A 21802-nucleotide genomic window follows, 5' to 3' on the forward strand; every position below is an offset into this window, starting at 1 on the left:
TGGGAAGGAGAACGACAAGGCGGCTGGGTGGCCCCCACCCCCCCCCCCCCCCCCTCCTTTGGTCCCGATGCCGGGGACGTCCCCCCCCCCCCACCCCCCCCCCCCGCCCCCCCCCCCCCCCCCCGGGGCGGGCGGCGTGGCCCACGAGGACACCGTCCGTGATCCCTCTCCGGGCCCCGGTCCCTCTCGCGCACTGTTCAGCACGGGGACCGACCTCCTGAGAGGTAGGACACAGCGCGCCGGACTTCGGTGCACGACGCGCCACGCATCGGTGAGGATGTGACCATGGCACACCAGCAGGTCGTCACGGATCGTCATGGCCCGGTCATCGTGACGAGGTTCCTGCTCGGTGTCGTGGCGGCCCGCAACGCCGGCCCCCGCTCCGCCGCGCCGTGCGCGGTCATCCACGACACACCTCCCCGTGGACTATCAACTCGCATGAGAAAGAACGGAGTTGCCTCATGACCGAACTGACCGCCAGCCAACTGACCGTCGGACCACACACCTTCGACGCACTCGCCGCCGGACCGGCCACCGGTGAGCTCGTGCTCCTGCTGCACGGCTTCCCCGAGTTCGCCGACTGCTGGCGGGCGGAACTCGCCGCCCTCGGCGCGGCCGGCTACCGGGCCGTCGCGGTGGACCAGCGCGGCTACTCCCCGGGCGCCCGGCCGGAGGCCGTCGCGGACTACGCGGTGGACCACCTGGTCGCGGACGCGCTCGGCTTCGCCGACGCGCTCGGCGCCGAGCGCTTCCACCTGGTCGCGCACGACTGGGGCGGCCTGGTGGCCTGGGCCCTGGCCGCCGCCCATCCGGCCCGGCTGCGCACCCTCACCGTGCTCTCCACCCCGCACCCGCAGGCCCTCCACCGGGCGATGACCGGGGAGGGCGACCAGCGGAAGCGTTCGGAGTACGTCCAGCACTTCCGGGCGCCCGGCCACGTGGCCGAACAGTCGCTGCTCGCGGACGACGCGGCCGCGCTGCGCAACCTGTACCGCGACATCCTGCCGGCCGACCTGGCCGAGTCCAACGTCCGCCGGCTGTCCGAGCCCGGGCCGTTGACCGGGGGGCTCAACTGGTACCGCGCGCTCGGCGAGAACCTGTACCTCCCGGTCGGCGAGGTCGCCGTGCCCACCCTCTTCGTCTGGGGCACCGCCGACCGTGCCCTGGGCCGCGAGGCCGCGGAACTCACCGCGGAGTACGTCCGCGCCCCGTACCGCTTCGTCGCCCTGGAAGGCGCCACCCACTGGCTCCCCGAGGCCAACGCGGACCAGATCATCCCCCTGCTGCTGGAGCACCTCTCCTGACGGCCGGATAATTCGCGTGCCTCGCGACGGTCTTCCGCCGTACCGTCCGGGGCATGGATGACGAGGACGGCTACTTCGGGGAACGGGTCGCGGCGAGGTACGACGAGTCGTCGGCGGAGATGTTCGAGCCGGGCGTCGTGGACGCGACGGTCGGCGTGCTGGCGGAGCTGGCCGGCCGGGGCCGGGCGCTCGAGCTGGGCGTCGGGACGGGACGTGTCGCGTTGCCGCTGGCGCGCCGCGGGGTCCCGGTCCACGGCATCGACCTGTCGCGGGCGATGGTCGCCCGGCTGCGCGCCAAGCCGGGCGGCGACGCGATGGGCGTGACGATCGGCGACTTCGCGACGACGCGGGTGGACGGGACGTTCTCCGTCGCGTACCTGCTCTTCAACACGATCATGAATCTGACCACGCAGGCGGCGCAGGTGGCCTGCTTCCGCAACGTCGCGGCCCACCTGGACCCCGGGGGCTGTTTCGTCATCGAGGTGATGGTCCCGGAGCTGCGGAGGCTCCCGGCCGGGCAGAACGCGGTGCCGTTCCGGGTGAGCCCGACCCGGTGGGCGTTCGACCTCTACGACGTCGCCACCCAGGCCATGAGTTCGAACTACGTCGAGGTCGTGGACGGCCGCGGCGAGTACCGATCGATCCCCTTCCGGTACGTCTGGCCGGCGGAACTCGACCTGATGGCCCAGCTCGCCGGGCTGCGGCTGCGCGAGCGCTGGGACGGGTGGACGCGGGAGCCCTTCACCGGCGAGAGCCGCCAGCACGTCTCGATCTGGGAGAAGCCCACCGACTGACGGCCGATCCCTGCCGGCTAGCGCCCCGGCGCCGAGCCGGCTCCGCGCAGGGCGTCGGCCTCGGCCAGGGCCGCCGGGGAGAGCGGACGGTGGCCCTGGCCGCGCCGGCAGGACGAGGCCTCGGCCCGGGCCGGGCGGGCGGGACGGTCCAGCACGATGGCCCCGCCCCGGCCGATCAGTTGCAGCCCCGCTCCCTGCGGCGCCACCGCGTGGCGGGCGATGACCGCTCCGCTCGTGGTGGTGATCGACAGGAACGGCTCGCCAAGACGCCGGCGTACCTGCACGGCCGCGCCCGCGAGATCGGGCGGGACCGCGTAGGAGTTGCCGCGGTAGGGCACCAGACCCTGCGGCGTGACGGTACGGCCGACGCAGATCCGGAGCGGGTACGCGGTGGCCGGCAGGTCCAACAGCGCCGCCCCGGAGGCCGGTTGATCCGGGTCGCCGGTCGTTCGGTGCCGGCCGTCCAGGGCGGACGCGAAGCGGTCGAGGCTCTCCTGGGCGGCCCAGAGCGAGCCGCCGTTCGGCATGGTCTGCCACCAGCTCCGGACGGCCGCGTGGTGGGCGGGGTTCGCGGCGCCGGTGCGGTCGGCGCGGCAGACCTTGACCGAGACGCCGTAGTACCTGGCCACCTCCGCGAAGTCCGGCGTCACCCGGCCGGTCCTCGGGCACCACACGGCCGGCGTCCGGCCGAACCGCCAGCGCATGGTGGTGCCGCCCAGCCGCCGCAGCACCTGGTCGACGGCCTCGACGAGGTGCGGGAGTTCCTCGCTCTCGGTGATCACCGCGCGCCAGCGGTCCGGCCGGACCAGCGAGCCCAGCAGCAGGCGGGCGGGGCTCGCCCCGTCCCACTCCGCGGGCGGGTCGGGCAGCTCCAGCCACTCGAACCGGACCTTCTCGTCCGCCGGCCGCGGGGCGCTGCCGCCTTCGCTCGACCTGGCGGAGCGGCAGAACGCGCAGGTCGGCCGGATCTGGTGCTTGCGCAGGGCCCGGGTGAAGGTCGAGTAACCACCCGGATAGCCCAGTGCCGCGACCTCGTCGAAGAGCGCGGACGCCGGCAGGTGCGGATCGTCCGTGAGCCGTTGCCGGCAGTACGGCAGGTACCGGGAGAACTCGTCCTGGGCAGGACTGCGGATCCCCGCGATCTTCTCCCCACCCAGGTAGGACCTCACCGTCTTGCGGTCGCGCCCCAGGTGCCGGGCGATCGCCGAGATGGACCACCCCTGCCGCTGCAGTTCCCGCACATCCTCGTATTCCTCCTTGGTGAGCATCCGTTGCTCCTCACAAGCTGGACTTCCCTCCGCAGACGGGCCCCTGAATTACGGCTGGACCCCACGCGGCCGTAAATGTTACACGATCGCAGCAGAACAAATGGCGGAACGGGCAAGGTCGTCCCGGTCCGCGACCCTGGGGAATTTCAGGGAGCACCGTGTTCGGGCGGATTGCGCCATGCCCCGCGCCACTGGGGAGATTCAGCGAGCGTCGCCGGAAACTCATATGGAACGACGCCTGTTGATCAACTATTCGCGGCCGTCCGGATCGGGTGGCGACCAGGAATTACGGAAAATATCTCGGTGCTCCCGGCGGCGGAGTGCGCGGGCGGTTCGTCCGGTTGCGACGGATTGGTTGTCGGACGCCACCGAGTCTGCTTGGCTGGCTCGGGGTGACCCGATCGGGGGAGTCGTGGCAAATGTCCGGGACAAATATCCCCGGCAAATCCAACCCGAATGGCGCAGTGTGGGCGGGATCGGTGGAATCTTGCGGGGCGGTCGCCCGGGAGTGCACCAGCAAAAAAAGTATCATCATGGAACTCCGGTGTGCTCCGGTTTTTCGGGCATGGAGCGCCGCGCGCACCGCCGCGGCCGACCGACGGCGGTCCGGGCCGGCCACGAATCGCCGTGCTGCGGGCGGGCCCACAATTGCCGCGGCGGCATGTGGCGGGCGCTGGGGAATTTCGACGAGCAGGATCGGTTTTGAATTCCGGAGAATGGCGCTCCGAAAATACCCAGGTCGTGCCCGTGTCGGGTAGTTTCGGCGAGCAGTCGGAATGCTGAATATGGAACGACGCCCGGATGCCGGACACGGGTCCGGGAAGCCGCTTCGTTGATGGGGGCATGAGTTCAATGTGCCAGCCGATGGCTCCGCCGCATCATCCGCCGCAGGAGCCGGTGACCAGTCTTGGAAAGTGGCTCTTCGTGCCGGACCGGCGGAACCCGGCGGGGGACGTGCGGACCGGCTACCTGTCGTGCAACGGCGAGCGGGTCGTGCTACGGCACTGCTCCCGCCAGCTGGCCGACTTCCTGCGGACGATCCGTCAGCTGGAGGAGGACTTCGCCAGGCGCTGCGGCGTGGACCCGGCCCTGACCGGTGCGTGACGGCTACGGAGCACGCCGAGCGGACGGCCGCCGGCCGGGGCGGCGAGAGTGGCAAGGGTACGGAGGGTGTCATGTATGACCCGAGAGGCGAGTTCCTCCCCCCGCACGGGGGCACCGTGCAGTTCGACCCGGAGGACCTGTACCCCTACCCGACCATCGAGGCGTTGGGCGCCTGGGATCCCGATGGCCTCGGTTTCGTTCCGCGCCCCCGTACTCCCGTCGACGACCCCGGGCTGTCCGCCGCCGGCCCGGCCGCCCCCTCGGTGCCCCGGCACCGGCGGCGCGCGCACCTCTTCACGGCCACCTGGTCGCAGGTGCTCGGCTCGCTCTTCGGCGTGCTCACCGCCGTGACCGTGATCGCGGTGTGCGTGCTGGGCTGGCTGCTCTCCTACGACCCGCTGCGGGACCTGGCGTTCACCCGGGTGCCGCGCGGGCTGTCGCAGCTGTGGCCGCTCATCGTCTACGGGCCGTGGCTGGTGGGCTGCCTGTCGGTGCTGCGCGCCGCCCTGGACGGACGCCGGCCCCTGCACTCCTGGGTCGTGGTGGTCGTCTTCTCCACCGTGGCGACCGGGCTCTGTGTCGCCGACGTCTCCCACACCGTCCCCGACGTGATCGTCGCGGGCCTGCCGCCGATCACCGCCGTGGTCTCGCTGCACCAGCTGGTCCGGCAACTCCTCGCGGGCAAGGGCACGCACCGCCACGCCTCGCACAAGGCGGCCCCGGTGAAGGGGGTGCGGCGATGACCCGATGACCGCCGACCCCCATGTCCCGCTACTGGTAACGGAGTTTCGGGCCAGGGGCGGACCACGCGCGGATTGGTTCCCGGTGGGGCTCGAACGCGACACCAATCCGCACCCCTGGTCGACCACCCCCGACCGCTGTCAACGGATCATCTCCCAGCCCGAGTTCGGATTCCGAGGACCGCGTCGGACGGTCCCCGCGGTCGGACTCGTGGATCCGGACATCGAAGGGGAGGTGCGGGCGTTCCGGCTGTTCTGCCACACGACCCCTGACCCGAAGGGGAGTTGGCCGCACAATCGGAGTGCCGCGGGCGTCGGCCCAGCCGCTCGGGCGGGGGAGCAGCCGCGGGTGCGGAGCAGTCGCTGGGTGAGGTGGGTGAAGACACGGGCGGCGGCGCACCATGAGCACGTCGGGAACGACACCGGCACTGATCCGCGGGCCCATGGCCTGTGTCCGGTCTCGGACACAGACCATGGGCCCGCGGATCGCCGGGGTGCGGGCGCTGGACACCGGACGGTGCTCGGGGTCGTGGTGCCCCGATGCCCTTCCACCTCCGGCCACTCGGTCATGGTCGTCAGTCGTTGGGAACCTCCTACGAGCTCAGGACATCGTCGATCGCGCTCTCGTGATCGATCGCGGTGTAGCCGAAAGCCGCCGACACCATGGTCAGGTGGTGGTGCAGCCCGGGGTAGGAGCGTCCTTCGAAGTCGCGCAGCCCGAATCTCGACGCGCCCGTCTCCACCTCTCGCCGGCTGTGCTGCGCGAGTCGGGTGAGGGCCATCACGTCGTCCAGCTTCTGGTGCGTCATGTTGGTGACCCAGAATCTGGAGAGGCCGTCCCGGCCGCTCAGCTCGCCGGTCACCCGCACGATCTGGGTGGCGGCGTTGCCGGAGCTCTTGGGCAGCGGGATCCGGGCCAGCGAGGACACGATCCGAGTACGCCGCGGGTCGAGCCCGGGGAGCGTGCGTTGCGAGGTCCGGGGCAACTGCGCCCCCGTGCCGCCCAGGTGCTGCTGCACACTCACCAGGGCCTGCGGGCCGACCGGCAGCGCGGTGGCCTCGTGGCGCGCCGCCAGGGGCAGGTAGTCGGTCCCCACCACGGGGAACGACCCCTCCACCTGGACGCAGAAACTCATCCCCCGGCGGGCCAGATTGGACAGCAGCCGCATGGCGTCGGGGAGGTGCCGCACGTCACCCACGATCGGCGCGGGTGACAATCTCCAGCCGGTTGCCATCTCGTCCACCATGTCGGACACCTCCGCCCACTCCGGCTTTCCGGCCGCGGAATCCGGGATGTAGGCGGCCCGGCGCAGATCGGCGTCCTTGGACCAGGCGTTGGCGAGCGCGATCCGCCAGTTCACCGGAACGCTCCCGGAATCCGACACGAGGGCGACACTCAAAGCCAGTTGGCTGTTGACCGTGCGGCCGACCTCGGGAACGAAGCGGCGCTGCACGCCGACCGAGCGGTCTCCCCGTTTGGGGATCACCAGCCGCTCGATCAGCCAGATCGCGGGTGGCCGGACGGCCTCGACCCGCTTCGCGATCAGCGCGCGCACCGGCTGCCACTCCCACGGACTCTGGTTGATGAACTGCTGGAGGGACTGGTTGGCGCGAAAGATCCGTACACTGTCGGCTATTCGCCGGACGGATTTCTTTCCGTCGGCGAGCAGTAATCCACGGAGATATACTTCGGCCCAGCGTCGCTGATCAGCTCGTAGCATCGGGCTGAACACTTCATTAGCGTACGCAGATAGGCTGTCATATGCAGTAAGCGGTCTGACTATGCCTGCCTGAACTGACACTTTCTACCCCCTGTTCACGCCAGTAACTTCGGCACCGATGGGCACCATGGTTATCTAGGGCTGTTGGTCGTGCAATGGCCACCTAACGTAATCGCGATACGATGCGGATCGTATGCATACGTTCTTGAAAGGGGAAATATACTTCCCGGGATATTCTTCTGGGTCGGGCCGACGGAGTGCCGATGGCTCGTCACATCGGCACAAACCGATCGGTTTGGTTTGGTCGCCCGGCCGGAGCGTTCCGGTGTCCGGTCGCCCAATGCCCCGGGGCGCCGCCGTGACCTGCGCTCGCCCGCCCGCAGTCGTTCCCAGCAGGCAAGTTCCCCCCGTGGCCGAGCGACGAAGGGTGGTTCGATCATGGCTCTACCTCCCGGGATCGGCGATCGACATGCTGCAGGCTTGCCCCAAGTAAACACATGCTGAACGGTCTTGTTGAAGGGCGTTCCGAAAATGGCCGAGAGTTGTCCGGTTCGGGTAGGAGTACGCGGCCGACTGCGGTGCCGTGTGGGCAACCCGAGTCGGCCGCGCATCCAACGATCACGGCCGGAGTCGCTACGCTCTCGACGGCGTCAGCAGTCGGCCCACCGCGCTCAGTGGTATCCAGGCCCAGCTGGGTCGATTGCGGATCTCGTAGCACAACTCGTAAATAGCCTTATCGAGCTGATATGCCGTCAGTAAAATTCCATGGCTGCCCGGGTCGCGACCGCTGACCGAGGCGTAGCCGGTACAGAAGGCCAGTTGATTCTCCGTCGTCCACTGCCTGACCAGCGTTCCGGGGCGGTCGAGGGCGACCCCCAGCGCGGACTGCTGCAGCTGGTGGTGGGCCGCGTAGTCGAAGGAGCGCAGCATGCCGGCGAGGTCCTTGGCCGGCGGGTGCATCGCGCCGCGTTCGGCCCGCGGGGCGGCCGGCTCCCCTTCGAAGTCGATGACCAGCCACCGGGACGGTGACCGCAGGACCTGGCCCAGGTGCAGATCGCCGTGGATCCGCTGGACGTCCCCGGCCAGCTCCGGCGACAGGTCGGCCACCGCCGCGAACACGGCGCGCACCCGGTCACGATGGACCGCCAGCTCGGGTACCAGCTCCAGGGCGGCGTCCAGCCGGGTGGTCATCCGGCCCGCGATCAGCGCGAGGTCGGCCCGCCGCAGGGGCACCGTCCCACCCAGCGCCGCGAGTTCGTCGTGCACCGTCGCGACCGCCGCGCCCAGCCGGGCGGCCTCGGCGGCGAAGGGACCGGCCGGCCCGTCCTGGCCGGCCGGCCGCTCGCCCTCGAGCAGCCGCCTGAGGTCGGCGAGGGCGAGCTGCCAGCCCTCGGTGGCGGCGGGGACGTACTCCTGGAGCAGGCCGAAGGTGGCGTGACCCGCCCCCAGCGGGCCTTCCACGGCACCCAGCAGCCGGGGCACCTGGGTGGACTTCGCGTCCCGGAGGAGCCGTTGCAGCTCCAGGTCCGGATTGGTGCCGGGGACGAGCTTGCGGAAGACCTTCAGGAGGTACTGGTCGTCGACCACCACCGAGCTGTTGCTCTGCTCGACCCCCAGCCGTCGGCTGGCCAGGCGCTGCTCGGACGGCCGGAAGGCGGGCAGCTCGGGCTCGAAGCGCACCCCGCCACCGCTCTCACCGGCGGCGATCCGCCGGACCAGCCGGGCGACCAGCTCCGGGTCCTCCAGCGCGTCGTAGACCACCGCTCCGGGCAGCTCCGCGACGGCCTGGATCCGGAGCCCGGACGGCAGCACCGTCCGTGCTCCGAGCGGGAGCAGGTAGTCGGTCGACTGGGCGGAGTCCACGAAGTCGACTCGGACCACCACCAGCGCGCCTGCCGGTCCGCCGGCCTCGGTGGCCTCGGCGAAGGGGAGCTGGTGCAGGACGGCGACCCGGCGCACCGACCTTCCCTTGTCGGCGAACCAGCGCTGCCGGGGGAGCCAGTGGGTCAGGGCGGCGGTGAGCCCGGGCGCCGGGAGGGCCTCGAACAGGGTCGTCATGACGCCTCGCCAGGGAGGGAGAGGGAGAGCCAGAGGAATCCGTGACCGGCCAGCGTCACCTGGTAGGGCCCGTCGGTGACGACGGGGAAGGGCACGTTGCCGGTGAGCTCCAGCGGGACCAGACCGACCGCTTCGGCCAGTCGCAGGGAGGCCGGTTGCGGGTGCCGGGAGAGGTTGTTGACGCAGATCACCAGGTCGTCCGGGTGCCCGGGGCGGGCCAGTCGTCGGGCGTACGCGAGCACGCCGGGGTTGCCGGTGTCGAGTTCCTCGAACGTCCCCAGCCCGAAGGCCGGATGCGACCGGCGCACGGTCAGCATCCGGCGGGTCCAGTGCAGCAGGGAGGACTCCACCGAGAGCTGTGCCTCGACGTTGACGGAGGCGTGGCCGTACGTCGGGTCCATGATCACGGGGAGCACCAGCCGGCCCGGGTTGGCGGTGGAGAAGCCGGCGTTGCGGTCGGGTGTCCACTGCATCGGGGTGCGCACGCCGTCCCGGTCGGTCAGCCAGATGTTGTCGCCCATGCCGATCTCGTCGCCGTAGTACAGGATCGGCGAGCCCGGCATGGAGAGCAGCAGCGCGGTCAGCAGCTCGATCTGTCGCCGGTCGTTGTCCAGCAGCGGGGCGAGCCGGCGGCGGATGCCGATGTTGGCTCGCATCCGCGGGTCCTTGGCGTACTCCGCGTACATGTAGGCGCGTTCCTCGTCGGTGACCATCTCCAGGGTCAGCTCGTCGTGGTTGCGCAGGAAGACGCCCCACTGGCTGCCGGCCGGGATGACGGGTGTCTGGGCGAGGATCTCGGAGATCGGCGTCCGGCTCTCCTGGCGGAGTGCCATGAAGAGGCGCGGCATCAACGGGAAGTGGAAGGCCATCTGGGCCTCGTCGCCACCGGTGCCGTGGTCGCCGAAGTACTCCACCGCGTCCGTGGGCCACTGGTTGGCCTCGGCGAGCAGCACACGTCCCGGGTACTCGTCGTCCACCACCTTGCGCACCAGCTTGAGGAACTCGTGGGTGCGCGGGAGGTTCTCGCCGTTGGTGCCCTCCTCGACGAACAGGTAGGGCACGGCGTCCATCCGGAAGCCGTCGATGCCGAGGTCCAGCCAGAACCGCAGCATGTCGAGCATGGCGTCCTGGACCCGCGGGTTGTCGTAGTTGAGGTCGGGCTGGTGGCTGAAGAACCGGTGCCAGTAGTACTGTCCGCGCACCGGGTCGTGGGTCCAGTTGGAGTCCTCGGTGTCGACGAAGATGATCCGGGCGTCGGGATAGCCCTGGTCGTCGTCGGCCCACACGTAGAAGTCCCCGTAAGGACCGTCCGGATGCTGCCGGGACTCCTGGAACCAGCGGTGCTGGTCAGAGGTGTGGTTCATCACCAGGTCGACCACGACCCGGATGCCCCGCGCGTGGGCGGCGTCCAGCAGCTCGACGAAGTCGTCGATCGTGCCGTACTCGGGCAGCACCGCGCGGTAGTCGCTGATGTCGTACCCGCCGTCACGCAGGGGCGAGGCGTAGAACGGCGGCAGCCACAGGCAGTCGACCCCGAGCCACTGCAGGTAGTCGAGCTTCGAGGTGAGGCCCCGGAGATCGCCGGTGCCGTCGCCGTTGCTGTCGAAGAAGGACCGGACCAGCACCTCGTAGAAGACGGCCCGTTTGAACCACTCGGGCTCGACCGGCATGGCGCGCGCCGTGTCGTAGTCCTCGGCCTGCGGTGTGACGACGAGTCCGTCGTCGGTGAGATCAGCCATGGCTGCTCCAGGTGTAGATGTGGGCGACGGAATCGGCCGGGTCGATCTTGACGGTGCCGCCGCCCAGGCGGACGGCCTCGCCGCTGAGCGCCTCCCGGGCGGCGACACTGCCGTCCGGCTCCACGCCCGGCAGGGGCGGAACGAGGGTCAGCAGACCTTCCTCGACCTGCTCGGGGTTGAGGTTGATCACGCACAGCACGGTGTCGCCGGTCGCCGGGTCGGTCTTGGAGAAGGCGATCAGCGCGTCGTTGTCGATGGTGTGGAAGCGCAGTTGGCGCAGTTGGCGCAGCGCGGGGTGCTCGCGCCGCAGTCGGTTGAGGGCGGTCAGCCAGGGCTGCAGGCTGCGCCCCTCGGCCAGCGCGCCCGCGAAGTCCCGGGGCCGCAGTTCGTACTTCTCGGAGTCCAGGTACTCCTCGCCGCCCTCGGCCAACGCCTGGTGCTCGTACAGCTCGTAGCCCGAGTAGACGCCCCAGCTGGGGGAGAGGGTCGCGGCGAGCGCGGCGCGCAGGGCGAAGGCCGCGGGCTGCCCCAGCTGTAGCTGGGCGGGCAGGATGTCGGGTGTGGTGACGAAGGCGTTGGGGTGCAGGAAGTCGATGGTCTCCGACAACTCGGTGAAGTAGTCGGTCAGTTCCTGCTTGGTCGTCCGCCAGGTGAAGTAGGTGTAGGACTGGGTGAAGCCGACCTTGGCCAGGCCCTGGAGGACGGCGGGGCGGGTGAACGCCTCGGAGAGGAACAACACGTCGGGGTCGTGCTGCTTGGCCTTGCGGATCAGCCAGTGCCAGAACTCGGCGGGCTTGGTGTGCGGATTGTCGACCCGGAAGACCGTCACCCCGTGCGCCATCCAGAAGAGGACGATGCGGAGCAGCTCGGCGTAGAGCCCGCTCGGGTCGTTGTCGAAGTTCAGCGGGTAGATGTCCTGGTACGCCTTCGGCGGGTTCTCGGCGTAGGCGATCGTGCCGTCGGGCCGGGTGGTGAACCACTCCGGATGGGAGCGGACCCAGGGGTGGTCGGGAGAGGCCTGGAAGGCGAGGTCGAGGGCGACCTCCAGGCCCAACTCCCGGGCCTGGCCGACGAAGGCGTCGAAGTCCGCCAATGTGCCGAGGTCCGGGTGGACGGCGTCGTGGCCGCCGTCCTCGGAGCCGATGGCCCAGGGCGAACCGACGTCCTCGGGGCCGGCCGTCAGGGTGTTGTTGCGACCCTTGCGGTGGGTCCGGCCGATCGGGTGGATCGGCGGCAGGTACACCACGTCGAAGCCCATCCGCGCGATCCGCGGCAGTTCGGCGCCGGCCGTGGCGAAGCTGCCGTGCACGGGACGGCCCGCGCCGTCCCGTCCGCCGGTCGAGCGTGGGAACAGCTCGTACCAGGCGCCGGCGAGGGCCAACGGGCGGTCCACCCAGATCTGGTGGGCGAACCCGCGGGTGAGCAGTTCCCGCAGCGGGCTCCGTGCGACGACGGCGCCGGTCTCCGCGCTCAGCGCGGGTGACACCCGCTGTCCGAGTGTCGCGTTCCGGTCGCGCAACCGGTCCGCGGCCAGTCGTAGTCGCGGCACCTGGTCGGGCTCGGCCAGCTCCGCGTAGCGTTCCAACAGCAGGGCGCCGCCCTCGAGTTCGTTGCCGAGCTGGTCGGCCGACCGGCCGTCCGCGAGCTTGGCCCGGATCCCGTGGCGCCAGGTCGCCCAGGGGTCGCTCCAGGCCTCGACGCGGTACGTCCACATGCCGGGCTGGTCGGGGACCACCGTCGCGGTCCAGCGGTCGTTGCCGGGGTCGGCGAGCGACATCGGCAGGGTGGTGCCCGGGGCGGTGGAGTCCGGCCGGCGCCAGACGACCACCGCGGCGAGGGCGTCGTGTCCTTCACGCCAGATGGTGGCCTCGATCGGAATGTGCTCGCCCACGACGGCCCTGGCCGGGAACCGGCCGCCGTCGACTGCCGGGCGGACATCCGTGACTGCTAACCGACTAAGCATGGTCAGTCACCTCTTCTCCTGTGATGTCGTCATCATGTGGAGCGGTGAAAGGTGGAAGAAAGGCCCGCCGGGGAAGCTGCCGCGTACTGTGCAGACTCCGCGAAGTCGGCGGACCGGACCGGGTTCGGGCCGGCGACACGGTCAACTTCGACAAGTGGTCGCCCGGCCCGGGCCGGACCTTGCCGGGGGACCGCCCAGCCGATTGAGTAGGTGTCACGCAGTCGTCCGGCGAACGGAATTCGCCGACACCTCAGGGAAGTCCGAGGAATCGACGGCGTCCAACCCACGAGCCATGGAGGAATTTTGTCGAAACGAATCCTGGTGGTGCTTTCCGAATACGGTTACTGGGGGGAGGAACTCGTCGGCCCGGTCGACGCGTTCGACGCCCAGGGGTACCGCATCACCTTCGCCACCCCCACCGGCAAGCGCGCCCACGCGCTGCCCCCGAGCATGGACGCCGACTACATCGACCCGCCGCTGGGCCGATCGGTCACCACCCGGGACATGGCCCGCAAGGCCCGTGCCCTGGACGAGTCCAGCCGCCTGGACAACCCGCTCAGCCTGCAGGACATCATCCCCGAGCGCCCCTACTACAGCGCGCTCAACCACCTGCGTGAGCTGGAGGACTACCACCGCCGGCTCGGCACGGCCACCGCCGACCTGATCGCCGGGTTCGACGCCCTGGTCATCGTCGGCGGCAGCGGTCCCATCGTCGACCTGGCCAACAACGAGCGGCTGCACGAGGTGGTGCTCGCCTTCGCCGCCGCGGACAAGCCGATCCTGGCCGAGTGCTACGGCGTGGCCGTGCTGGCCTTCGCCCGGGACCTGGAGACCCGGACCAGCCTGCTGTGGGGCAAGCACGTCACCGGTCACCCCAAGGAGTACGACTACAAGGACGGCACCGGATTCCTCGGCGTGAACTTCAACATGGGTCCGCCGCCGTACCCGCTGGAGTACATCCTGCGCGATGCCACGGGTCCTGAGGGCGCCTTCCACGGCAACGTGGGCAAGGAGACCTCGGTGATCGTCGACTTCCCGTTCGTCACCGCGCGGTCCACTCCCGACTCGATTCTGAGCGGTGAGTTGCTGGTGCAGACCCTGGAAAGCGGTCTGCGCCGATACGGCTGGTAACCACCGGTCCGAATTCTGGAAAGGAGAACTGAGGTGCGGGCAAGACCAGGGAAGATCGCGATATACGAGCAGTTCGCGGCCGACGGCATCGATTACATGTTCGGTAATCCGGGAACCGTCGAGCAGGGATTCCTGGATGAGGCCGGCCGGTCCGAGACGTCCTATCTGCTGGCTCTGCACGAGGCAGTGGCGGTGGGTATGGCCGACGGCTATGCGCGTGCTGCCCAGCGGCCTTCCCTGGTCCAGCTCCACAGCGGGGTCGGACTGGGCAACGGGATCGGCATGCTCTACCAGGCCAAGCGGGGCGGCTCACCGCTGGTGGTCCTGGTGGGCGAGGCCGGCGTCCGGTACGACTCCATGGACGCCCAGATGGCCGCCGACCTGGTGGCGATGGCGCGTCCGGTGACGAAGTACGCCACGCGTGTGGTGGATCCGGCGTCCACCCTGCGGGTGCTCCGGCGCGCGGTCAAGACAGCCATGACGCCGCCCCGGGGGCCGGTCGTGGTCGTGCTGCCGGCGGACGTGCTCGACCAGGTCACCGCCGAGCCGGTGGTGCCCACCCCGATCCCGGACACCCGGGTGGCGCCCACGCCGTCCCTGGTCGAGCAGGCCGCCGAGGCCCTGCTCGCGGGGGAGCGGCCGCTCATCCTGATGGGCGACGGGGTCGCCGCCAGCGGCGCCCAGGAGGAACTGACCGCGGTCGCCGAGCGGTTGGGCGCGCCGGTGTGGGGAGTGAACTCCTCCGAGGTCAACATCGACACGACCCACCCGCTGTACGGGGGCCAGCTCGGCCACATGTTCGGGGCGGACAGTGCCCGCGTGGTGCGGGAGGCGGATGCCGTCCTGATCGTGGGGACCTACGTGTTCCCCGAGGTGTTCCCCTCCCTGGTGAGTCCGTTCCGCGAGGACGCCCGGATCGTCCACGTCGACCTGGACGCCTACGAGATCGCCAAGAACTTCCCGGTGGAGCTCGGCGTGGTGGCGGATCCCAAGCTCACCCTGGCGGCGCTCGCCGGCGAACTGGACCGCCGGCGGCCCCACCGGGCCGCCCGGCCGGACCACCCGGCACCGACCGCTCCGGCGGAGGACGGTTCGGTCCTGGAGCGTTTCGTCCATGTGCTCGCCGAACGGGCGTCGGCCGACCTCGCCGTCTTCGACGAGTCGCTGACCGCCTCCGGGGCGCTGGCGAAGTTCCTCCCGCCGCGCGTGCCGGGCCGGTTCTTCCAGACCCGGGGCGGCTCGCTCGGGGTGGGGATTCCCGGAGCCCTGGGCGTCAAGCTGGCCCGTCCCGAGCTCCAGGTCGTCGGCTTCACCGGCGACGGCGGCAGCATGTACACCATTCAGGCGCTGTGGACCGCGGCGCGACACGGTATCGACGCGAAGTTCGTCATCTGCAACAACCGCCGCTACCGGCTGCTGGACCTGAACATCGAGCAGTACTGGCGCGAGCTCGGCATCGCCGCGCACGCCTACCCAGCGGCCTTCGACCTGTCGAAGCCGGACATCCGCTTCGCCGAGCTGGCCGGCTCGCTGGGTGTGCCGGGCCGGCGGGTGGACCGGCTGGATCAGGTGGAGGACGCCGTCGAGGCGATGCTGGGGCACGACGGCCCCTACCTGATCGACCTGGCCACTGACTGATCCGCCCGGCCCGGCAGAACCGGTCCATCCGATCAACAGAGGAAGGCACTGCCATGACATCGGTCAGCGCACGGTCCGTACTCTCCACCGACGGGGTCCACCGGCTCGTCGAGCAGTGGCGCTCCGCGCTCGCTCGCCGGGCCTCCCCGGCCGAGCTGCTCCCGCTCCTGGCCAACGGCCTGCTGCTGGAGCTGCCCGGACACACGGTCCGCGGTGTCCGCGAGTTCCAGACCTGGTACCAGGAGGCCGGGGCCGCGGGCCTGGCGGCCGGCGGCGGGAGCGCCGACGAGGTCGAGGTCCGCCTGGTGTCGCCCGTCCACGCCCAGGTGACCATCACGCCCGCGACGGCGGAGGCCGCCGGTGTCCCGGCACGGCCGGAGCGGGACACCGGACGACAGACCTGGTGGGTGGTCCTCCAGAACGGCGAACCACGCATCCGCAGCATCGCCGTGCAGCAGCCCGCACTGAGTGGCGCGCTCGCCGGCGTCTGACCCCTCCGCCGCCGGTCCGCTCCCGTGGACCGGCGGCGGAGCGGCGCGCACCCATCCGACACGAATCGAGGACAACACAATGACCCAAAACACATCGGTATCGCCTGGGCGCCTCATCGGCAGGCGGATCGGGATCCTCGTGGAGAGCGACTTCGTCGAGGACGAGATCTCCTACTACCGGCGCCGGTTCGCCGAGGAGGGCGCCGAGGTCGTCCTGCTGACCCGGCTGTGGGGACAGCCCTCGCTCACCTTCACCGGCCACGAACACCGGGCCCCGCTCACCGTCACCGAGGACCTGGAATCCCTCGACTACGGGGAGCTGTCGCGGTACTCGGCCCTGGTGGTGCCCTCCGGCATGGTCGCCGACCGGCTGCGCTACAGCGAGGACGTCGACCAGCCGGCGCCGGCGGTCGACCTCATGCGTCGGGCGTTCCGGCTGCCGCACGTGGTGAAGGCCTTCTCCTGCCACGGGCTGTTGCTGATGTCGGCCGCCGCCGAACTCGTCCGCGACCGCCAGGTCACCTGCCACAACAACCTGGTCGGTGACGTGCGGAACATGGGAGCGGTCTACGCCAACCAGGACGTGGTCGTCGACGGCGACCTGGTGACCGGGCGCACGGCCGACCACTGCCACCTGCTGGTCCGGGCCGTGATCGACGTGCTCGACACCCCGCTGGTGCTGGCGTCATGACCGCGGACCTGGCCTTCTCCTTCTCCGACAGCGTCGCGGGGCGGGTGCTGGGCCGCCGCGGGCAGCAGCTCCGACTGCGCACGCCGGACGGCCGCGAGGTGACCGTCCACCTCACCGACGTGACGTTCGCGCAGCAGCTGCGCAACCTCGGCCAGCCCTACCAGGACGTCACCGGTCGACTGGACGAGCTCCTGCAGCCAGGGGCGTTCGTGTTCAGCTACGGCCCGGTCTACCCGCGCGAGTCCGGCCTGCACTTCCAGTCCACCCAGCTCATCGTGGTGGCGGAGTCCGACGTCCGCCCGCCGTACGAGCAACCGGGCTGGTGGACCGAACAGTTGAGGCAGTTGGCCCGCTTCTACCGGCGCTCCCAGTTCGGCACCACGCGGATCGACTTCGCCGACTACCGGACGGAGATCCGCAGGAGCGGTGAGAAGACCCTGACCCATGTGCAGGAGACCGACACCATCTCCCGGATGCTGTACGGGATGGCGACGGCGTTCATGCTCACCGGGGAGGAGGACTTCCTCGACGTCGCCGAGCGGGGATCGCAGTACCTGCACGACCACATGCGGTTCCAGGACCCGGCCGAGGACGTCGTCTACTGGTACCACGGCATCGACCTCGAGGGGCCGCGCGAACACAAGTTCTTCGCCTCCGAGTTCGGCGACGACTACCGCGCCATCCCGGCGTACGAGCAGATCTACGCGCTGGTCGGGCTGACCCAGACCTACCGTGCCACCGGCAGCCCCGCCATCCTCGCCGACATCGAGGGCACCGTCCGCCTCTTCGAGCGGTTCTTCGCCGACCCCAAGCTCGGTGGCTACTACTCGCACATCGACCCGGTGACGCTCAGCCCGCACCATGACTCGCTGGGTCCCAACCGCTCGCGCAAGAACTGGAACTCGGTCGGCGACCACGCCCCCGCCTACCTGTTCAACCTGTTCCTCGCGACCGGCGACGAGCGCTACCGCCGGATGCTGGAACACACCTTCGACATGATCGTCACGCACATGCCGGACCGTTCCGACGAGCGGAGCCCGTTCGTCAACGAGCGGTTCCACGCGGACTGGACGCCCGATCGGGAGTGGGGCTGGCAGCAGGACCGGGCCGTCGTCGGACACAACCTGAAGATCGCCTGGAACCTGATGCGGATGCAGGCGACCCTGCCGAAGGTGGAGTACCGCGCCCTGGCCCAGCAGATCGGCCGCACGATGCCGGAGGTCGGCCGGGACCCGCAGCGCGGTGGCTGGTACGACATGGTCCAGCGCATCCCGGAGGAGGGCCGGCACGCGTTCGTCTGGCACGACCGCAAGGCCTGGTGGCAGCAGGAGCAGGCGATCCTGGCCTACCTGGTGCTGGCGGGCCACACCGGGGACCAGGACTTCCTCCGGCACGCCCACGAGTCCTCGGCCTTCTACAACGCCTACTTCCTCGACCACGACGAGGGGGGCGTGCACTTCACCGTCCTCGCCGACGGCCTGCCCTACCACCTGGGGAACGAACGGCTCAAGGGCAGCCATGCGATGAGCATGTACCACAAGGCGGAGCTGTGCTACCTCGCCGAGGTCTACACCCGGCTGCTGGTCCACCGCGAGCCGCTCGACCTCTGGTTCCGCCCGCAGAGCGACGCCCAGTACCCGCAGGGTCTGCTCCGGGTCGCCCCGGACGTCCTGCCGGCCGGCCGGGTGGTGCTCGAGTCGGTGCGCATCGACGGTGCGCCGTACACCGACTTCGACCCGGAGAGCATGACGGTCCGGCTGCCGAAGAGCCAGTCCCGGCACATCGTCCAGGCCCGACTGCGCCCGGTGAGGGAGTAGCCCATGAGGAGCGCGACCGAGCCGGCCCGGGGCCGGAACCCGATCGGCGGCCTGTCGTCGGGGCCCGGCCAGCCGCTGCCGTTGGGCGCGACCGTGGTGCCGGGTGGGATCAACTTCGCGGTCAACTCGTCCGTCTCGGAGCGCGTCTGGCTGGTGCTCATGGACCCGGACGACGGCACCGTGCTGGCGGAACTCCCCTTCCCGGACCGCTACCGGGTCGGCTCGGTCTTCACCCTGCGGGTGTCCGGGCTCGACCCGGCCCGGGTCGGGTACGGCTTCCGTGTCGAGCCGTACCCGGGCCCGGCCGCGGGCGCCCGCTCACCGGTGCTGCTCGACCCGTACGCCCGCGGCCTGGCGGGCGGCGGGAGTTGGGGCGAGCGCCCGGACTACCGCTCGCAGCTCGTGGTCGACCACTGCCGGCCGGACGTGCCGCGGCCGGGGACCGCGGCGGAGGACCTCGTCATCTACGAGCTGCACGTGCGCGGCTTCACCCGGCACCCGAGCTCGGGAGTGCGCCACCCGGGCACCTTCGCGGGCCTGCGGGAGAAGATCCCGTACCTGCGGGAACTCGGGGTCAACTGTGTGGAACTGCTGCCGATCGCGGAGTTCGACGAGACCGACAACACCTACACGTCCCCGGAGACCGGAGCACCGCTGCGCAATTTCTGGGGCTACAACACCGTCGGGTTCTTCGCGCCCAAGACGGCCTACGCCGCGGATCCCACCCCGGCCGGGGTCGACGCCGAACTCCGGGAGCTCGTAGCGGAGTTGCACCGGGCGGGAATCAAGGTGGTGCTCGACGTGGTGTTCAACCACACCGCCGAGGGGAACCATCGGGGTCCGACACTGTCGTTCCGCGCACTGGACGCGCCGGCCTACTACCTGCTGACCCCCGAGGGCGACCACCTGAACCTCACGGCGACCGGCAACACGGTCAACGCCAACCATCCCGTGACGCGGGCCCTCATCCTGGACTGCCTGCGCGATTGGATCACCCGGTTCGACGTCGACGGCTTCCGCTTCGACATGGCCTCGATCCTGGCCCGGGGCACCGACGGGCGACTGCTCGACGATCCACCCCTGTTGGAGGCCATCGCCCACGACCCGGTCCTGGCGCACTGCCTGCTGATCGCCGAGGCCACCGACGCCACCGGCGTCGACCAGGTCGGGTCCTTCCCGTCCTACGGTCGGTGGAGCGAGTGGAACGGCCGCTACCGCGACGCCATCCGGCGGTTCCTGCTGGGCCGCCCGGGTAGCACCAAGGAGTTCGCCGGCCGCTTCATCGGCTCCCCCGATCTCTACCGCGAGCGCGGCACCGCGGCCTCGATCAACTACATCACGTGCCACGACGGTTTCACGCTCGCGGACTGGACCTCCTACGACCGCCGGCACAACGAGGCCAACGGCGAGGGCGGTCAGGACGGCATCCCCGACGAGGAGAGCTGGAACTGCGGGCACGAGGGACCGACCGACGACCCCGGGGTGCGACGGTTGCGACGGCGGCAGCAGCGGAACGCGCTGCTGCTGCTCCTGCTGAGCCAGGGCATTCCGATGCTCCTGGCGGGTGACGAGGTCGCCCGCACCCAGCAGGGCAACAACAACGCCTACAGCCAGGACTCGCCGATGAGCTGGTTCGACTGGTCGGCCACCGGCACGCAGGCCGACCTGCTGCGCTTCGTCCGGCACTGCACGGCACTGCGGCAGGCCCACCCGGTGCTGCGTGGTCGCCGGCATCCGGTCGGCGAGCCGCCCACGGGTTGGAGCCACCCGTCCGTGAGCTGGCACGGCGAGCGGCCCGACGAGCCGGACTGGAGCGACTCGTCCACCCTCCTGGCGGTCCTGCTGCACCAGCGGGAACCGGCGGGGGAGGCGGACACCGTTTTCGTCACCGCCAACACCGGTGACCGCCACCGTACGGTCCGTCCGCCGGCCCCGCCGGCGGGCACCCGGTGGCATCTGTGCATGGACACCGCTGCCGACGCCGGAGCGGACAGTCATCCCGCAGGACGCGAACCGGCTCTGGAGAGCACGACGCTGCGGGTGGCGGACCACTCGGTGGTCGTTCTGGCAGCCCAACCCGACGAGAGGACATGATCATGGCTTTCGAGGCACATCTCGGTTTCTCCGGCACGACCGCAACCCTCCACCTCGCCGGCGACCTGGAGGAGCGCAACGTCCCGCTGCTGCGTTCCCTCGTCGAGAAGGCCGCCGGGCGGCCGCTCCAGCGCCTGGTGTTGTACGTCTCCGAGCTCGGCACGCTGGCCGGTGGCGGGGTGCGCTGCCTGGCCTTCGCGCAGCAGCACATGCGCCCCGGGACCCAGTTCATCATCGACGGTGCCAACGAGCCGGTCCGCGAGGCGCTGCGTCTGGGCGGGCTGGACCGGTCGATGACGGTGACCGAGGAGCATCCGGTCCTCTCCAGCTGATCGAAGGCCGGAGCACCGAGGGCCTGCCCCGCTTCGCCGGCGGGGCAGGCCCTCTTCGGTGTCACTCGGAGGGTTTCGGGTCGCGGGCGCGGAGCAGTCGTTCCAGGCCGACGGCGTCCTCGGGGGTGGCCGGCAGGAAGACCACCAGATGTTGGTTGAGGTCGTCGGCGACCGAGAGCTTGGCGTAGTTCAGACTGACCCGCCCGGCGAGCGGATGGTGGAACTGCTTCTGCGCCGGCGTGAAGGCCTGGACGGGGTGTTCGGACCACATGGCCACGAAGGCGGGGCTGGCGGCGGTGAGCGCGGTGATGAGTGCGTCGGCCCGCGGATCGTCGGGCCGGCGCCCGACCGAGGCGCGGAACTGTCCCAGGATCTCCCTGGCCTCGCGCTGCCAGTCGATCAGCACGGTCCGCAGCGAGGGCCGGGTGAACAGCAGCCAGATGCTGTTGCGTTCCTCCTCCGGGAGGTTGTCCAGGCCACCGACCAGCTCCGCGTAGGCGTCGTTGTAGGCGAGCAGGTCCCAACACGAGTTGATCACGTGGGCCGGGTTCGGGGCGAGGGTGCGCACCAGGGCCTGGAGGGTCGGATTGACGGTGATCTCCTGCGGCTGCTCGGTCGGCAGCGCGGTCCCGGAGAGTGTGAAGAGGTGGCGGCGCTCCGCGGCCGTGAGGCGCATGGCGTTCGCCAGGCTGTCCAGCACCTGGCGGCTGACGCCGATGTCCCGGCCTTGTTCGAGCCAGGTGTACCAGGTGACACTGACTCCGGACAGCTGCGCCACCTCCTCCCGCCGGAGGCCGGGAGTCCTCCGTCGGGGCCCCGGATCGAGGCCGACGTCACGGGGATTGAGCATCTCCCGACGCGACCTCAGGAAGCTGGCGAGCTGTTCACGTTGCGACATGCCTTCCATTGCAACCGCT

Annotated in this window: 17 protein-coding genes; 11 read left to right on the forward strand and 6 right to left on the reverse strand. The window is 70.4% G+C overall.

All coding sequences use genetic code 11. The annotated features are described in order from the left end of the window. Positions 1–461 precede the first annotated feature (461 nt). Together ACZ38L_RS15910 and ACZ38L_RS15915 are read left to right on the forward strand one after the other, a co-directional pair. On the forward strand, positions 462–1304 hold the full coding sequence (locus ACZ38L_RS15910; protein WP_465693280.1) for an alpha/beta fold hydrolase: 843 nt from the start codon (positions 462–464) through the stop codon (positions 1302–1304). Between the two features lie 53 nt (positions 1305–1357). Next, entirely contained in the window at positions 1358–2098 is a 741-nt protein-coding gene (locus ACZ38L_RS15915; protein ID WP_465693282.1) for a class I SAM-dependent DNA methyltransferase, read from the forward strand. 17 nt (positions 2099–2115) lie between these two features. Here ACZ38L_RS15915 and ACZ38L_RS15920 read toward each other — a convergent pair whose 3' ends face one another. Next, positions 2116–3366: a Mu transposase domain-containing protein gene (locus ACZ38L_RS15920; protein ID WP_465693285.1), complete on the reverse strand. Its 1251-nt coding sequence runs from the start codon at positions 3364–3366 to the stop codon at positions 2116–2118. Positions 3367–4263: 897 nt separating this feature from the next. Between ACZ38L_RS15920 and ACZ38L_RS15925 the strand changes: the two genes are divergently transcribed. Beyond that, positions 4264–4470: a hypothetical protein gene (locus ACZ38L_RS15925; RefSeq protein WP_465693287.1), complete on the forward strand. Its 207-nt coding sequence runs from the start codon at positions 4264–4266 to the stop codon at positions 4468–4470. Between the two features lie 71 nt (positions 4471–4541). After that, the gene (locus tag ACZ38L_RS15930) at positions 4542–5213 is read left to right on the forward strand and encodes a DUF2637 domain-containing protein (RefSeq protein WP_465693289.1); all 672 of its coding nucleotides are present in this window, start codon (positions 4542–4544) and stop codon (positions 5211–5213) included. A gap of 590 nt (positions 5214–5803) precedes the next feature. Here the strand turns inward: ACZ38L_RS15930 and ACZ38L_RS15935 are convergent. The 4 genes from ACZ38L_RS15935 to ACZ38L_RS15950 all read right to left on the reverse strand — a co-directional run bounded on the left by ACZ38L_RS15935 (position 5804) and on the right by ACZ38L_RS15950 (position 12691). After that, positions 5804–7012 carry an IS701 family transposase gene (locus tag ACZ38L_RS15935; protein ID WP_465693291.1) on the reverse strand — a complete coding sequence of 403 codons (1209 nt, stop codon included), beginning with the start codon at positions 7010–7012 and terminating at the stop codon, positions 5804–5806. A gap of 552 nt (positions 7013–7564) precedes the next feature. Beyond that, positions 7565–8989: a maltokinase N-terminal cap-like domain-containing protein gene (locus ACZ38L_RS15940; RefSeq protein WP_465693294.1), complete on the reverse strand. Its 1425-nt coding sequence runs from the start codon at positions 8987–8989 to the stop codon at positions 7565–7567. Continuing rightward, positions 8986–10659 carry a maltose alpha-D-glucosyltransferase gene (gene treS / locus ACZ38L_RS15945; protein WP_465693367.1) on the reverse strand — a complete coding sequence of 558 codons (1674 nt, stop codon included), beginning with the start codon at positions 10657–10659 and terminating at the stop codon, positions 8986–8988. The genes ACZ38L_RS15940 and treS overlap by 4 nt, the downstream gene beginning before the upstream one ends. Before the next feature lie 61 nt (positions 10660–10720). Next, entirely contained in the window at positions 10721–12691 is a 1971-nt protein-coding gene (locus tag ACZ38L_RS15950) for a maltotransferase domain-containing protein (RefSeq protein ID WP_465693296.1), read from the reverse strand. Between the two features lie 303 nt (positions 12692–12994). Between ACZ38L_RS15950 and ACZ38L_RS15955 the strand changes: the two genes are divergently transcribed. The 7 genes from ACZ38L_RS15955 to ACZ38L_RS15985 all read left to right on the forward strand — a co-directional run bounded on the left by ACZ38L_RS15955 (position 12995) and on the right by ACZ38L_RS15985 (position 20885). Beyond that, positions 12995–13822 (forward strand): type 1 glutamine amidotransferase domain-containing protein, encoded by an 828-nt coding sequence (locus tag ACZ38L_RS15955; RefSeq protein WP_396558949.1) that lies wholly within the window; start codon positions 12995–12997, stop codon positions 13820–13822. Between the two features lie 33 nt (positions 13823–13855). Continuing rightward, a complete protein-coding gene (locus tag ACZ38L_RS15960) occupies positions 13856–15460 on the forward strand; it encodes a thiamine pyrophosphate-binding protein (protein WP_465693299.1) in 1605 nt (534 codons plus the stop codon). 53 nt (positions 15461–15513) lie between these two features. After that, the gene (locus tag ACZ38L_RS15965; RefSeq protein ID WP_465693301.1) at positions 15514–15951 is read left to right on the forward strand and encodes a hypothetical protein; all 438 of its coding nucleotides are present in this window, start codon (positions 15514–15516) and stop codon (positions 15949–15951) included. Positions 15952–16030: 79 nt separating this feature from the next. Further along, positions 16031–16642, forward strand: a complete 612-nt coding sequence (locus ACZ38L_RS15970) for a DJ-1/PfpI family protein (RefSeq protein WP_465693303.1) — start codon at positions 16031–16033, stop codon at positions 16640–16642. After that, a complete protein-coding gene (locus ACZ38L_RS15975) occupies positions 16639–18459 on the forward strand; it encodes an AGE family epimerase/isomerase (RefSeq protein WP_465693305.1) in 1821 nt (606 codons plus the stop codon). The genes ACZ38L_RS15970 and ACZ38L_RS15975 overlap by 4 nt, the downstream gene beginning before the upstream one ends. 3 nt (positions 18460–18462) lie before the next feature. Further along, on the forward strand, positions 18463–20553 hold the full coding sequence (locus tag ACZ38L_RS15980; RefSeq protein WP_465693307.1) for a glycogen debranching protein: 2091 nt from the start codon (positions 18463–18465) through the stop codon (positions 20551–20553). Between the two features lie 2 nt (positions 20554–20555). Beyond that, complete coding sequence (locus tag ACZ38L_RS15985) at positions 20556–20885, forward strand: STAS domain-containing protein (RefSeq protein ID WP_465693309.1); 330 nt, start codon at positions 20556–20558, stop codon at positions 20883–20885. 61 nt (positions 20886–20946) lie between these two features. On the opposite strand, the gene ACZ38L_RS15990 is transcribed toward ACZ38L_RS15985, so the two are convergent. Next, positions 20947–21792, reverse strand: a complete 846-nt coding sequence (locus ACZ38L_RS15990; RefSeq protein ID WP_465693311.1) for a helix-turn-helix transcriptional regulator — start codon at positions 21790–21792, stop codon at positions 20947–20949. Positions 21793–21802 lie beyond the last annotated feature (10 nt).

It is taken from the genome of Kitasatospora sp. NPDC024654, from assembly GCF_055559155.1.